Source organism: Streptomyces sp. NPDC030814, from assembly GCF_055572155.1.
In genome coordinates this window covers 187,553-201,028 of sequence record NZ_JBVIDX010000001.1, presented here as the reverse complement: position 1 = coordinate 201,028, position 13,476 = coordinate 187,553, and the positions used below count along the sequence as shown (strand labels likewise).

The following is a 13,476-nucleotide window of genomic DNA, read 5'->3' as shown; positions in this document are numbered from 1 at the left end:
AACGCCACACGCGGACGGGCGGATACGGCACTACTGACGGCGTTCGCACGGGAGCAGGCTGTGGGACGTGGCGCTGCCCGGTCGCTCATCTCCGGTTTCGCGCTTCCCGGTTGCCCCTCGGGCCGGCCTTCCCGGCGTGTCCCGTCCCCTCGTGTCCCGTCCCCTCGTGTCTCAGGAGATCCCCATGTGTGCCACGACCTCGTCGAGCGTGTCCGAAGAGCGGCGTCCGGTTCGGGCCCTGCTGCGGCGCTGGCCAACGGCCTTGGCGCTCGCGTTGACCGTCCCGGGGCTGGTGCTGGGCGGCTCGGGGGAACCGGCCGACAGCGTCCGCGGGTACGGCGAGTTCCTGCCCCTCCTCCCGCTGTTGTACGTGGTCGTCCATCAGGCCGGGAGGGCGAAGGCGACCTGGCCCGTGCTGGGGGCGGGCGTGGTGTTCGCGTTCGCCCTGCAGATCCTGGACCTCGTCTCCCCGGCCGGTGTCATGGTGGGCGCCGCGCTGGCCGTACTGCTGTGGGGCGTGTTCCGGGGAACTCCCCACGGGCGGGCCCTACTCGGCGTCCAGGCGGCCGGAGCGGTCGTGTTCGGCGCGTTCGCGCTGGCCGGTCTGGTGCTGGACCCCGACGTGGGCCGGTACCTGGTGGCCGCCGGCTGGTTCCTCCACGGCGTGTGGGACTTCGCCCATCTGCGGATGCGCCGGCTCGACGGTGTCGTCGCGCCCACCTTCGCCGAGTGGTGCGGGGTGGTGGACGTCGTGGTCGCCGTGGAACTGCTGTTCCTCGTGTGAGCGGACGCCAGATGGTTCCGTGAGGCCGCCGCCCTGTCGCGGGTGCCGTATCCGTGCCGGTCGGAGCGGCCGAGGCCGCCCCGGACAGCGGCGGCCCTCCGGGGCCGAACCACGCGGCGTGACGGCCCCCCAACGCCGCCCGGGGACAACGGCTTTGCCATCTCTTTACAACGGGGGCGCCCGCTGTCTCGTCTCTCCGCTCGATCCGTAACGCCGCCCCGCCTGGTCACCGGCCGGGCGGCCCGACGAGAGAGAGCGACTCATGCGCCGTACCGTCCTCAGGGCCGCGGCCCTGGCCTGCACCGCCGTCCTGGCGGCCGCGCTGCCCGCGTCCGCCGACGACACCGACCCGTCCGCCGCGCCGCGGGCGGCGACCTCGACGCCCACGCCGGTGCCGTCCACCGCCGGGCCCGCCGAGGGGTCCGCCACGCCGGAGCCCACCGAGGACGCGGACGGCACCGATCCGTCGCCCGTCCCCAGCCAGGTCTCCGCGGTGCCGAGCGGCGCGCCCGACACCGGTGAGGCACCGGTGTCGGACGGCTCCGGGACCGGGGCCGTGCTCGTGGGCTCGGCTGCCGTCGCGGCCCTCGTCGCCGGTGCCGGCGCGCTCGTCCTCGTCCGGCGCCGCCGGGCCGACGAGGCATGACACGGACCGCCCCGCCGCCCACGGGACGCGCCGCGGACACCCCCGCCGCGGCGCCCTCCCGGCGTGCCCTCGTGGCCGTGGCGGCCGCCTCGCTGCTCGTCGGGTGTCAGGGGAGCGGCGCCGGCCACCGGGACCCGGCCGCTCCCCCGAAGGACGCGGCTCCGTCCGCTCCTTCACCGGCCCCGTCCTCCCGGTCCGACTCGGCCGCGTCGCCACGCCCGCTCGGGCGTTCCGTGCCGGTCAGGCTGCTGATCCCGGCCATCGGGGTGGACACGCCGGTCATGGGACTGGGGCTGGCGGCGGACGGGAGCGTGGAGGTGCCGCCGGTGACGGCGCACGACCGGGCCGGTTGGTACCGGCACTCACCGACGCCGGGTCAGACCGGCCCCTCGGTGATCCTGGGCCATGTCACGGTCGGGTCCTACGGCGCCGGTGTCTTCGGCCGCCTCGCGCGGCTGCGCCGGGGCGCGCGGATCACCACACGCCTGGCGGACGGCTCGACGGCGGAGTTCACCGTCGACCGCGTACGGACCGTCGCCAAGGCCGACTTCCCGACCGAGGAGGTCTACGGGAACGTGGACCGGCCGGAACTCCGTCTCATCACCTGCGGCGGCCCCCGCACCGGCGGGGAGTACCGGGACAACGTGATCGTCTTCGCCGAGTTGAGCGCCACCGGCCGTACGGGCGAGCCGGATCCGTGACCCGCCGCCCCTCCCCTGTCGCCCCACCGCACGCCCCCGCCGCCACCCGTACGACCACCCGCACGCCCCCGTCTCCCCCGTACGACCGCCCGCGCGGGAGGACGACCCCACGACCCTGGAGAGCGTTGAAACGGTCCCGCGAGAAGGCCGCGTCCGAACTGTTCGCCGCCCTCTACCCCCGGCTGGCCGGCTGGTGCCGCAGGCTGGTCGACGACGACGAGACGGCCCACGAGATCGCGTCGGAGGCGTTCACCCGGCTCTGGGCCCGCTGGACCGCCGTGGACGAACCCCACGGCTTCCTCTACGTCACCGCGGCCAACCTCGTACGGGACCACTGGCGCAAGCTCGAACGGGAACGCCGGGCGATGCACCGGGCCACGGCCGAGGCGGCGGTGCGCCCGCGGGACGATCAGACCGAGCAGGCCGACCCCTCGGTGCGGCTGCTGGTGCAGTCGCTGCCGGAGCGACTGCGCGTCCCGATCCTGCTGCACTACTACGCTGACATGCCGATCCGGGAGGTGTCCGCACTGACCGGACGCAAGGAAGGGACCGTCAAGGCCGACCTCCACGCGGCCCGCGAACTGCTCCGCGCCCATCTGAGGAGAAGCCTTGATCACACACGCTGACGACGGCCCGGATTTCGAGCCCGACGACCCGCTCGCGGTGGTCCTGCGCCCGCCGGCCGAGCACCTCGGCCCGCCGCCCGGCCGCTACGAGACGATCCGCCGCACCGCGGCCCGCCGCCGTCACTTGCGTACCGCCGCCGGAACCGCCGTCACCTGCGCGGTGGTCGCCCTCATCGCCGTACCGACCCTGTTCTCCACGTCCGGGACGCGCACACCCCCCTCGCCGCCTCTCGCCCCGCCGCCGGCGAGCAGTCCCTCGCCCACGCAGCCCCGCACGTCCTCGCCCTCCGGTCCCGGTGAGCCCTCCTCCCCCGGCCCGTCCGCGACGCCCGGTTCGTCCTCCCCGACCGAGGAGCCCTCGGCTGTGCCGACCCCGTCGGCCGCCCCGTCGACGGACCGGAGTGGTGACGGCGCCACGCCCGTCGCCCCGGCACCGTCGGCTTCCACGGCGGGGTGATCCCGGCCAGGTGGTTGCCGGCAGCGGTCCCTGCGCAGGAGAGGCGGCCGGTCCGGGCCGCGCTCCGCACTCCACGGCGACTGCCGCTTCACCGGCGTGCCGGATGACCCCGATCGCTCAAGTCCCGCACCAGGGAGCGGAGTTCCTCGAGCATGGGCGCGTCCGTGTCCTCCAGGGCGGTCAACGCGCCGCACCAGTGGCTCAGGGCAGCCCGCTCGTCCCCGAGGGCCCGCAGGACGTGCCCGTACTCGTACGCGGCGAGGCCCTGCCCGTACGAGTCGCCGCGCTCGGCGGTCTCCCGGAGCAGCGCCCCGCACACCTCCCGCGCCGGTTCGAGGCGGCCCAGTGCCCGGAGCGCCTGCGCCCGGCCCAGCCGGGTCTCCCGCTCGGCGTTCCAGTGGGCCGCGCCGGACGCCATGACGCGCAGCGCGTCGTCGAAGCTGCGCAGCGCTCGGGCGGGTTCGCCGAGGGCCAGTTGGGCGCGGCCCGTGTTGCAGAGGGCGACCTGCTCGATCACGGCGCTCCCCGCCCGTCGGGCCAGTTCCCGGCTGCGCCGATGCAGAAGAATGGCCGAGCGCGGGTCGGTGAGTTCGGCGACGTACCCCTGGTGTCCGGCGAGGAGCGCCTCCTCGGCGGGGGTGAGGGCGTCGGGGCGCAGGGCGAGACACCGTGCCAGCGTCGCCCGGGCGTCCGCGTCCCGGCCGAGTTCCCGCAACAGCGCGGCGCGGTTGCCGAGGTGTCGCATCCTGGCCCGGTCGTCGGCGAGGCGCTCGCTCAGCCGCACGGCTTCGTCGAGGAGGCGCAGCGCCTGCCGGATGCGGCCGGCCGAGTAGTGCGCGGAGGCGAGGTGTCCCAGGGCCCGTCCCTCTGCCGCCGTGTCCCCGCCGGCCCGGGCGAGGGTGACGGCGTGCCGCGTCAGCCGTTCGAGGTCCCGCGCCCGGCCGCGGTCGTGCAGATACGGGAACAGGGCGTGGATCAGCTCCAGGGTCCGGGCCGGCCCCAGCGGTCCGTGCGCACCCGAGCCGGCCAGGAAGAGCAGGTTCGCCGCCTCCACATCGCCCCAGGCGAGTGCCTCTGCCGCGTCGGCGAAGGCCGGGCCGCCCCCGGCCGGCTCACCCGCTCCCCCGCGCCCCGGCCGCAGGGCGGCGGCACATCGCTCGAGCCGCCGCCGGTACCAGCGCAGGGAGCGTTCGACGGCGTCGGCGTGCGCCGCCCGCGCGTCCGGCCGGGCGGCGAGTTCCCGGGCGAAGTCGCGGACCAGGTCGTGCGGGACGTAGCGGCCCCGGCCCGTCTCCTGGAGCAGCGCCACCTCCGTGAGGCGGTCCAGCACCCGTTCGGCGCTCCGCTCGGTCCGGTCCGTCGCGACGGCCATCAGCGGCACCCCGTACTCGGGCAGGTCCAGCGCGCCGACAAGGGGCAGAGCCGCGGCGGCCTCGGCGTCCCGCGGGTCGCCCGAGCCGAGGAGCGCCTCGTGGGCCGCCAGCAGGGAGCGACGCACGCTGAGGTCCTCCAGTTCGAGGTGGTCCAGGCGGTCCTCCTGCCGGGCGAGGCGCTCCGTCAGCCGCGCCACCGGCAGCGCCCGCCGGCTCCTCAGCCGGGCCGCGCAGATCCGGAGCGCGAGCGGCAGATGCCCGCACAGCGCCGCGAGCTCGGCGACCGGTTCGGCGTCGGACGCGCCCCAGGACCGACCCGAGGCACGCTCCAGCAGTAGGGCGCCCTCCCGGGGTGAGAGCGGGTCGAGGCGGACCTCGGCGGAGGCTCCCAGGGTGGCGAGCGGCCGGCGGCTGGTCACCAGGACGGCGCAGCCCGCCCCGGCCGGCAGCAGGGGTCGTACCTGGCTCACCGAGGCGGCGTCGTCGAGGACGAGCAGCGTCCGGGTGGGGGCGAGGGCGGAGCGCAGCAGCGCGGAGCCGGCCCCCACATCGCCGGGGATGCGCCGGGCGTCCACGCCCAGTCCGTGCAGAAGCGCCGCGAGGGCGTCGGCGGGGTCGAGCGGGGCCCGGCCGGGGGTGGCTCCGTGCAGATCGAGGTAGAGCCGGCCATCCGGGAACGCACGGCGCAGTTGTGCCGCGATGTGCAGGGCGAGGCCCGTCTTGCCGACCCCCGGCATTCCGCTCACCACGGCGAGCGCGGTCCGGTCGCGCTCCGCCTCCAACACGCCCCTGATCTCGGCGATCGCCCCGGCCCGCCCGACGAACCCGACGGGCGGCGGCGGCAGTTGCTCCGGTCGGGGAAGCGTGCCGGACGGGGCGGTGAACTCCGTGAACTCGGTGGACTCGGTGGACTCGGTGGACTCGGTGGACTCGGTGGGGGATACGGAGGCCGACGCGGTGGCGGGCACGGCGATCAAGACGGCGGTCGATACGCGGGAGGGCACGGCGATGGACGCGGGGGACGACGCGGGGCCGGACGCGGCGATGGACGCGGGGGTCCTGGACGGCGCGTGCGGGCGGACGGCGGTGCCGCCGAGCACCTCACGGTGGGCGTCCTGGAGGGCAGGGCCCGGCTCGACGCCGAGTTCCTCGACCAGCGTGCGGCGCAGGGAGCGGAAGTGGGCCAGCGCCTCGGCCTGACGGCCCGTGCGGCCGAGGACGAGGACGAACTGGCGGTGCAGCGTCTCCCGGAACGGATGCTCCTCGACGAGGGCGCCCAGTTCGGCGGCGAGCCCGTCGAGGCGGTCGAGGCGCAGCAGGGCCTCGAAGCGGCACTCCAGCGCCTGTACCCGCTGCTCCTGGAGACGCGTGACGACGGCGTGGCCGGCGAGCGCGGGCACATCGGCGAACGGCGCGCCCCGCCACAGGCCGACCGCGGTGGCCGCGTCCCGCTCCGTCGCCTCCCAGTCCCCCCGGTTGCGGGCCTCCAGCACGCGCCGCACCAGCGCTTCGAACACCTGACGGTCCAACTCGCCGTCACGGACACGGATATGCAGACCGTGACTCATGGTGCGCAGCCGTGTGCCGTCGCTGTCGCGCAAGGCGCGCCGCAGCCGGGCGACATGGTTGTGCAGCGAGGCGGTGGCCGTCGGAGGTGGCGCCTCGCCCCACAGCACCGCCATCACCGAGTCCAGCGGCACGGTGCGGTTCGGCTCCAGCAGCAGGGCGGCCAGCAACGTCCGGGGCTTGGCCCCTCGGAGGACGACGGCGCCGCCGTCGTCGTCGACCGCCGTCACCGCTCCCAGTACTGCGAACCTCACCGGCACTCCCCCGCGCCGGACGCGGAAACAGCGGGCGCCCGGCGTCCGACGTCGATCGAACAACACCCCCATCCTCGTGCACCACGGTTCCTGCTCAAAGAGCGTTCCCGGCACGGCCGTTAGCGATGTGTTGGTGGCCTGTTGAGGGCCGTTGGCACCCTGCGGCGAGTTCCCCAGCCGAGAGAGAGGCCGATGCCCATGTCGACACGCCCGATACGGACGACACTGGCCGGCGTGACAGCGGTCGCGGCGGCGGCGACGGCCCTGTCGGCCGCACCCGCGGCCGCGGTCGACCGCCCGACAGCCGCCACCCGGACGGTCGAGTCCCTGCACGCCGCCGCCGGGACCGCCCAGTCCGTGCAGGCCGCCGGGACTGTACGGTCCGAGCACTCCGCCACCCGGGCCGCCATGGACGCCGCGGTCGCCGCGGGCGTGCCGGGTGTCGTGGCGGAGGTGCGCGACACGCACGGCGTATGGAAGGCGACCTCGGGCGTCGCCGACCTGACCACACGGCAACCGCGCGGAGCCGGCGACGCGTTCCGCGCCGGAAGCGTCACCAAGTCGCTCGTGGCGACCGTCCTGCTGCAGCTCCAGGCGGAGGGACGACTCGACCTCGACGCCACCGTCGACCACTATCTGCCCGGGCTCGTCCGGGGCAACGGCCACGACGGCACGAAGATCACGGTGCGTCAGCTGATGAACCACACCAGCGGCATCTTCAACTTCACCGAGGACGCCACCTTCGTGAAGCAGGTGCTCGGCATCGAGTTCCTGCGGACGCGCTACGACGACTGGACCCCTGAGCAGGTCATCGCCCTCGCCCTGCGGAACCCTCCCCAGTTCGAGCCGGGCACCTCCTGGAGGTACTCCAACACCAACTACCTCCTGCTCGGCCTGATCATCGAGAAGCTGACCGGCAGGCCCTACGCCGACGAGGTCGAGCGGCGCGTAACCCGGCCCCTGGGGATGCGCACCACGTACTTCCCCGGCACCGACCCGCATGTGCCCGCACCCACCCGCCACTACTCCACCTTCACGGAGGACCCCGGCACGACCCACGACGTCACCGAGCTCAACCCGTCCTGGGCCTGGGCGGCGGGCGAGATGATCACCAGCGCGTCCGACCTCGACCGCTTCTACACCGCCCTGTTCACCGGCCGGGTGCTGCCCCCGGCCCAGCTGCGGCAGATGACCACCACGGTCCCGACCGAGGGCAACCTCCCGAGCCAGCGCTACGGGCTCGGCCTCATCGAGTACGAGACGACGTGCGGCATCAAGGTCTGGGGCCACTCGGGCGGCATCCACGGCTCCTCCACCCAGTCCTTCGGCACCCGGGACGGACGCCACATGATCACCCTCAACTTCAACGGCGACTGGGTCGGCGGCGGCAAGAAGGTCGTCTCGGCCGAGTTCTGCCCGCCCGCGACACCGGCCGGGTCCACCGAGGCCGAGTGAAGCGGCGTCGCCCGGGGCCCTCAGCACAGCGTGAAGAAGATCATGGGTTTGTCCCGGCCGCCGCGGAGCGAGTGGCCGGGCGAGGCTCCTCCTGACGTCGACCGGTCGGTCGTGGACCTCGCAGGCGCGGGCCCGGGAAGCGGTGAACCAGACGTTCTCCCGCTCCCCGGCATCCGCACGTCGATCAGCGCCACATCGGGTGTGCGCTGCGGCCGACCTGGACACCGAGCCGGCCGTGGGGCGCCTCCCCCCGGCGGCGATGTCGCTGCGCCGACAGCGACGCCGCGATCCCGAACGCACCATGTCCTCCCCTCCCGACGCGGGAGACCACCTCGGCCGAACGGCCATGAGGGGAGGTCCCGAACGGCCGACACCTCGACCGAACCGCGGACCAGGGCATCGGGGTCAGCAGGGTCACCAGGACAGCCGCCGAGGTCCTGGCCCCCTCACACCTCCCGCTGCATGCACACCAACTGATCCCGCGCGTCCCACGACTCGGTGACGGTGAAGCCGAGCCGCTCGTAGAGCGCGATGGCTCCGGTGCGCCACTGCCACACCGACAGCCGCAGCGTGGTCACCCCGCTCTGCGCGGCATGCGCCAGCGCGGCGCCGACCAGGCCGGACGCGACACCCCTGCCCCGGTGGGCGGGATCCGTCCAGAGCCGCTTGATCTCGGACCCTCCCTCGACGGGCGCGGTCACCACGACGCAGCCCACCGCGTCCTGCCCGCTCAACGCCAACAGCACAACGTCGGCGGCGAAGGCGCTCCGCGGATCCGTGATCTCCGCGCGGTAGCGGTCGGGCAGACCGTCCACGCCGGTGACGGCTCGGCCCTTCTCCGCCTCGGTCCGCAGGTGGTAGTCCGCCAACAACCGGGCGGGCCCGTCCTCGTCACCGTTATTCCGTCCCGGCCAACGCACCACCACGACCTCGTGCTGCTGACTCATGCCGCCAGCATCACACGTCCCGAGCGAGCCGCCGCACCCGGGCGTACGGGTCGACAACTCCCTTTGAATGCGTGCCGAACTCTCGACACAACCCCGGTAACCGGGGGTAACTTCAGCCACGATCACCCCGCAACCGCTTTCCCCTCGGCAGCACACAGCACGGTCCCAAGTCCCCGGCCCCGGCCCCGGCCCCGGCCCCGGCCCCGGCCCAGCCCAGCCCAGCCCCCAGGAGAAACTCCCCATGCGCCGACTCCTCGCCTGTCTGACCACGGCAGCCGCCGTCCTCGGCGGACTCACCGCGGCCGCACCCTCCGCCGCGGCCGCCGACTCCGGCACCTTCAATGTCCTCAGTTACAACGTCGCCGGCCTCCCGGAGGCGATATCCAGCGCGCCGACGCCCCGCGAGTCCAGCACCACGACGATCGGCCAACGGATCGCGTCGTACGACGTCGTCCACGCCCAGGAGGACTTCAACTACCACGCCCTCCTCTACGCGGCCGACACCGCGCACCCCTACCGCACCCCCACCAGCGGCGGTGCCGGCATCGGCAGCGGTCTCAACACGCTCTCCAAACTCCCCTACGACGAGGACGACTTCGAGCGGGTGCGCTGGAGCAACTGCACCTACGGCTCGGGCGACTGCCTGACCCCCAAGGGCTTCACCTTCATGCGTGAGCGTCTCGCCGAAGGTGTCTACGTCGACTTCTACAACGTGCACACCAACGCGGGCACCAACGACGACGACCTCGCCGCCCGCCGGGCCAACCTCAACCAGCTCACCGACTTCATCGCCACCCACTCCGCGGGCAACGCCGTCGTCGTGATGGGCGACACCAACACCCGGTACACGCGCTCCGGCGACACGATCGCGGAGTTCGCCGCCGCCAACGGCCTCACCGACGCCTGGGTCCAGCTGATCCGCGGCGGCGTGGCACCGGCGAAGGGCAGCGACGCCCTGGTCTGCGACCAGACGGGGACCACCGTGCCCAACACCTGCGAGGTCGTCGACAAGATCCTCTACCGGGGCAGCAAGCTCGTCTCACTGAACGCCACGCGCTACAACAACGAGCACGCCAAGTTCCTCACCGACGGCGGTCTGATGCTCTCCGACCACGACCCGCTCACGGTGGACTTCTCCTGGTCGCGCAATGCCGCCTTCCAGCTCAGCGAGCAGTTCGGCGGCCCGCACGGCGACTACTTCAACGACATCGCCGGCGTGCCGGCCGCGGGCCGCGCCACCACCGTCGCCCTGCGGGCCGGTTCCCGCGTCGACCAGCTGAGCCTGACCCTCGCGAACGGCACCACGCTCACCCACGGGGGCACCGGAGGCACCGCGTCCTCCCTCACCCTGGGCAGCGGTGAGTACCTCACCGCGTCCACCCTGTGTCAGGGCCAGAAGGACGGCCGCACCCGCATCTTCTACGCCAGGTTCACCACCAACCTGGGCCGCACCCTGGCCGGTGGCACCACGACCTCCACCTGTGTGACCCGCACCGCGCCCGCCGGCTGGCAGATCGCCGGCTTCCACGGCCGCGCGGGCGACGCGATGGACAAGATCGGCTTCATCTACACCCGGCGCTGACCCGGCCGCCCGGAACCCCCCTGTCCGGCCGACCGTCACACGCCGGCGGGGGCCTAGCGGCAGGTCCCGTGCCCGGGCGGAGGGCCCCCCACCCCGTCCGGGACGGGCCAGGTCAGGTCAGGTCAGGTCAGGTCAGGTCAGCGGATCGAGGAACGTCAGCACGGAGGCGTCCTCCTCGATCAGCGGCGCCAGCGCGGCGTTGAACGGACCGCCGTAGGGGGCGCTGAGATGGGCCTGGAAGGCGTCCTCGTCCCGGTAGACCTCGAAGATCCAGAAGGCGCGCGGCTCGGCCGTCCTGGTGTAGACGTCGAAGGCGAGGTTGCCTTCCTCCTCGCGGACCTTCAGGGCGTACTCCCCGATCAGGCGGGCCACTTCCTCCCGGGCCCCTTCACGGGCGGTGAACTCGGCGAGCAGGGTCTTCTTCACGGTCTCGCGTCCTTGTCAGTTCGTTGGTGGGTGTCCTGTGCGCCCGCGCCTCCGGCCGGAACCGGCGGGTGAAATCCCACGCCGGTTCGCGGTCCGCACACGACACGAGCCCGTCATCGCCGGACCCGAGCAGGGGCAATCAGCACCCCCTCGACCAATGCGGCTAGAGCCCCCTCGGCCGGGGCGGTCAGCAACCTCCTCGGCCAGGGCGGTCAGCACCTTCCACGGCCAGGGCGGCCACCCTGACCGGACGTCATCGCCGATGTATGTCATCGATGACATCGAGTGGGCCGATGATGGGCGAGATCAGGTCGGCACGTCAACGGTCGGCGGGGAATCCGCCGCACGATCCGTCCCGCCGCTCAGGCACCCCCGGCGGGCGTGAGCTGCGCCAGCTGCTCCTGCCACGGCGGATTGGGGCCGGCGACCGAGCAGGTCAGGGCCGCCACCCGGGCACCGAACCGGCACGCTTCGGCGACCTCGTCGGGACCGACCCCGTCCAGCCGGCCGCCGAGGAGCCCGAGGGCGCCGAGGTGGTGGAGCAGACCGGCCGTGAAGGAGTCCCCCGCACCCACCGTGTCGACGACCTTGGTGGCGACCGCGGGCACCCGCAGCCGTTCGCCGTCGAGCGAGGCCAGGGCGCCGTCGGCGCCGAGAGTGATCACGACGAGCCGTACTCCCGCGGCGTGCCAGGTGTCGCACGCCTGCTCGGGCGAGGTGCCCGGCAGGAGAAGGTCCAGGTCGTCCGAGCTCAGACGCAGAATGTCGGCGAGGCCGCACCAGCGCGCCAGCCGGGCGCGGTAGACGTCGGGGTGCACCAGCAGCGGCCGGACGTTGGGATCGATGCTGACGGTGGCACTCGCGCGGGCCGCCTCCAGGAACTGTTCCACCACCGCCCCGCCGGGCTCTCGGACCAGCGCCAGGGAGCCGGTGTGCACACAGGCCGTCCCGGACAGGTCCACCCGGGCCAGTTCGTCCGAAGTCCACTGCCAGTCGGCGGTGTTCTGGGCGTGGAACGAGAACGCCGCCTGCCCGGCGGCGTCCAGCTCCGCCACCGCCAGCGTGCTGGGTTCCGCGGCGGCGACGGCATCCGACAGGTCGACGCCCGACGCCTCCAGATGGGCGCGGAACAGGCGGCCGAACACGTCACCCGACAGCCGGGCGAGGAAGCGGGCCGGCGTGCCGAGCCGGGCCAGGGCCACCGCCGTATTCGCAGGTCCACCGCCGGGCAGCACCCGCAGAGCGAGTTCGTTGGAGGCGTTGGCCGGCTCGGTGAAGGCGTCCGCGACGCACTCTCCCAGAACAGTGATCCGACTCGGGCTCATGGGCTGCTCTCTCTCGACGAAGGCTCGGAAGGACCGGGCGAAGGGCCGGCGCGGCGACAGGGGCTCACCGGCCGCCAGGAGACGACGGCTGGCTGCGTTGCCGATTTGTGACGAGTGGAAGGCATTGACGTTGCCTGGATCCGGAGTCCATCATCCTCGCCATGCAGTGTCAACGATGACATAAGTCAACGATGACACCCCGGGCGGCATGCTCCGATCCCAGCCCCCGTGCCGCTCGCTATCCCACAGGAGTCGCTCATGTCTCGCACCACTCGTCTGTCCTCCTCCCTCCTCAGAGCGGCCGCGGTCACGGGCGTCGCGGCCCTCACCCTGACGGCCTGCGGGCCCGGCTCCGGTTCGGACTCGTCCTCGGGCTCCGGCTCCGGCTCCGGCACCGTCAAGGTCGGCCTGATCACCAAGACCGACACCAACCCGTTCTTCGTGAAGATGAAGGAGGGCGCGGAGAAGGCCGCCAAGGAGAACGGCGCCGAACTGTCCACCGCCGCAGGCAAGTTCGACGGGGACAACGCCGGGCAGGTCACCGCGCTGGAGAACATGGTCGCCGCCGGCGTGAAGGGCATCCTGATCACCCCGAGCGACTCCAAGGCGATCGTGCCCGCGATCGAGAAGGCCCGCGCCAAGGGCGTCCTGGTCATCGCGCTGGACACCCCGACCGACCCGGAGAGCGCGGTCGACGCCCTCTTCGCCACCGACAACCTCAAGGCCGGTGAGCTGATCGGCGAGTACGCCAAGGCCGCGATGAAGGGCAAGAAGGCGAAGATAGCCACGCTCGACCTGGCGCCGGGCGTCTCGGTCGGCGTCCAGCGGCACGACGGGTTCCTGAAGGGCTTCGGCGCCTCGGACAAGGACGTCGTCTGCGCCCAGGACACCGGCGGCGACCAGGCCAAGGGCCAGACCGCGATGGAGAACTGCCTGCAGAAGGCCCCCGACATCAACGTCGTCTACACCATCAACGAGCCGGCCGCGCTCGGCGCCTACACCGCCCTGAAGGCCAAGGGCCGCGAGAAGGACGTCCTGATCGTCTCCGTCGACGGCGGCTGCACCGGCACCCAGGCCGTCAAGGACGGCAAGATCGCCGCGACGTCGCAGCAGTACCCGCTGAAGATGGCCGCCGAGGGCGTCAAGGCCGTCGTCACGTTCGCCAAGGACGGCAAGAAGGCGTCCGGCTACACCGACACGGGCGTCACCCTGATCACCGACAAGGCGCAGGACGGGGTCACGTCGAAGGACACCGCATACGGCCTGGAGAACTGCTGGGGCTGAGCCGCGCCCGGGACCGTACGACCCCGCCGCTGCCCACAGCGGGGCGGCCG

At 73.3% G+C, this 13,476-nt stretch carries 12 protein-coding genes; 8 read left to right on the top strand and 4 right to left on the bottom strand.

The window, feature by feature from the left end:
* Nucleotides 1-184: 184 nt before the first annotated feature.
* The 5 genes from ACZ43N_RS00805 (at nt 185) to ACZ43N_RS00785 (ending at nt 3,214) form a co-directional block, all read left to right on the top strand.
* Nucleotides 185-784, top strand: coding sequence for a hypothetical protein (locus ACZ43N_RS00805; protein WP_468094178.1), 600 nt, complete (start codon nt 185-187; stop codon nt 782-784).
* Nucleotides 785-1,046: 262 nt separating this feature from the next.
* A complete protein-coding gene (locus ACZ43N_RS00800) occupies nt 1,047-1,430 on the top strand; it encodes a sortase-dependent protein (protein WP_468094177.1) in 384 nt (127 codons plus the stop codon).
* The gene (locus ACZ43N_RS00795; protein ID WP_468094176.1) at nt 1,427-2,131 is read left to right on the top strand and encodes a class F sortase; all 705 of its coding nucleotides are present in this window, start codon (nt 1,427-1,429) and stop codon (nt 2,129-2,131) included. Before ACZ43N_RS00800 ends, ACZ43N_RS00795 begins: the two co-directional genes overlap by 4 nt.
* Before the next feature lie 125 nt (nt 2,132-2,256).
* Nucleotides 2,257-2,757 (top strand): RNA polymerase sigma factor, encoded by a 501-nt coding sequence (locus tag ACZ43N_RS00790; RefSeq protein ID WP_468094175.1) that lies wholly within the window; start codon nt 2,257-2,259, stop codon nt 2,755-2,757.
* The gene (locus ACZ43N_RS00785) at nt 2,741-3,214 is read left to right on the top strand and encodes a hypothetical protein (protein ID WP_468094174.1); all 474 of its coding nucleotides are present in this window, start codon (nt 2,741-2,743) and stop codon (nt 3,212-3,214) included. Before ACZ43N_RS00790 ends, ACZ43N_RS00785 begins: the two co-directional genes overlap by 17 nt.
* 88 nt (nt 3,215-3,302) lie before the next feature.
* Here ACZ43N_RS00785 and ACZ43N_RS00780 read toward each other — a convergent pair whose 3' ends face one another.
* A complete protein-coding gene (locus ACZ43N_RS00780) occupies nt 3,303-6,407 on the bottom strand; it encodes an AfsR/SARP family transcriptional regulator (protein WP_468094173.1) in 3,105 nt (1,034 codons plus the stop codon).
* 198 nt (nt 6,408-6,605) lie between these two features.
* Between ACZ43N_RS00780 and ACZ43N_RS00775 the strand changes: the two genes are divergently transcribed.
* Complete coding sequence (locus ACZ43N_RS00775) at nt 6,606-7,862, top strand: serine hydrolase domain-containing protein (protein WP_468094172.1); 1,257 nt, start codon at nt 6,606-6,608, stop codon at nt 7,860-7,862.
* Between the two features lie 446 nt (nt 7,863-8,308).
* Here the strand turns inward: ACZ43N_RS00775 and ACZ43N_RS00770 are convergent, their stop codons facing one another.
* Nucleotides 8,309-8,809, bottom strand: coding sequence for a GNAT family N-acetyltransferase (locus tag ACZ43N_RS00770; RefSeq protein ID WP_468094171.1), 501 nt, complete (start codon nt 8,807-8,809; stop codon nt 8,309-8,311).
* Nucleotides 8,810-9,050: 241 nt separating this feature from the next.
* On the opposite strand from ACZ43N_RS00770, the gene ACZ43N_RS00765 reads away from it, so the two are divergent.
* Nucleotides 9,051-10,391: a jacalin-like lectin gene (locus ACZ43N_RS00765; RefSeq protein ID WP_468094170.1), complete on the top strand. Its 1,341-nt coding sequence runs from the start codon at nt 9,051-9,053 to the stop codon at nt 10,389-10,391.
* Between the two features lie 132 nt (nt 10,392-10,523).
* On the opposite strand, the gene ACZ43N_RS00760 is transcribed toward ACZ43N_RS00765, so the two are convergent.
* Together ACZ43N_RS00760 and ACZ43N_RS00755 are read right to left on the bottom strand one after the other, a co-directional pair.
* Entirely contained in the window at nt 10,524-10,817 is a 294-nt protein-coding gene (locus ACZ43N_RS00760) for a putative quinol monooxygenase (protein WP_468094169.1), read from the bottom strand.
* A 362-nt stretch (nt 10,818-11,179) separates the two neighbouring features.
* Nucleotides 11,180-12,142, bottom strand: coding sequence for a carbohydrate kinase family protein (locus tag ACZ43N_RS00755; RefSeq protein WP_468094168.1), 963 nt, complete (start codon nt 12,140-12,142; stop codon nt 11,180-11,182).
* A 258-nt stretch (nt 12,143-12,400) separates the two neighbouring features.
* Between ACZ43N_RS00755 and ACZ43N_RS00750 the strand changes: the two genes are divergently transcribed.
* Entirely contained in the window at nt 12,401-13,426 is a 1,026-nt protein-coding gene (locus ACZ43N_RS00750; RefSeq protein WP_468094167.1) for a substrate-binding domain-containing protein, read from the top strand.
* The last annotated feature ends 50 nt before the right edge of the window (nt 13,427-13,476 follow it).

Bases quoted from the DNA above. Each gene is read 5' to 3' on its own strand.
- ACZ43N_RS00755 (WP_468094168.1), bottom strand. From the start codon at position 12,142: ATGAGCCCGAGTCGGATCACTGTTCTGGGAGAGTGCGTCGCGGACGCC.
- ACZ43N_RS00750 (WP_468094167.1), top strand. From the start codon at position 12,401: ATGTCTCGCACCACTCGTCTGTCCTCCTCCCTCCTCAGAGCGGCCGCG.
- ACZ43N_RS00765 (WP_468094170.1), top strand. From the start codon at position 9,051: ATGCGCCGACTCCTCGCCTGTCTGACCACGGCAGCCGCCGTCCTCGGC.
- ACZ43N_RS00795 (WP_468094176.1), top strand. From the start codon at position 1,427: ATGACACGGACCGCCCCGCCGCCCACGGGACGCGCCGCGGACACCCCC.
- ACZ43N_RS00770 (WP_468094171.1), bottom strand. From the start codon at position 8,809: ATGAGTCAGCAGCACGAGGTCGTGGTGGTGCGTTGGCCGGGACGGAAT.
- ACZ43N_RS00805 (WP_468094178.1), top strand. From the start codon at position 185: ATGTGTGCCACGACCTCGTCGAGCGTGTCCGAAGAGCGGCGTCCGGTT.
- ACZ43N_RS00775 (WP_468094172.1), top strand. From the start codon at position 6,606: ATGTCGACACGCCCGATACGGACGACACTGGCCGGCGTGACAGCGGTC.
- ACZ43N_RS00800 (WP_468094177.1), top strand. From the start codon at position 1,047: ATGCGCCGTACCGTCCTCAGGGCCGCGGCCCTGGCCTGCACCGCCGTC.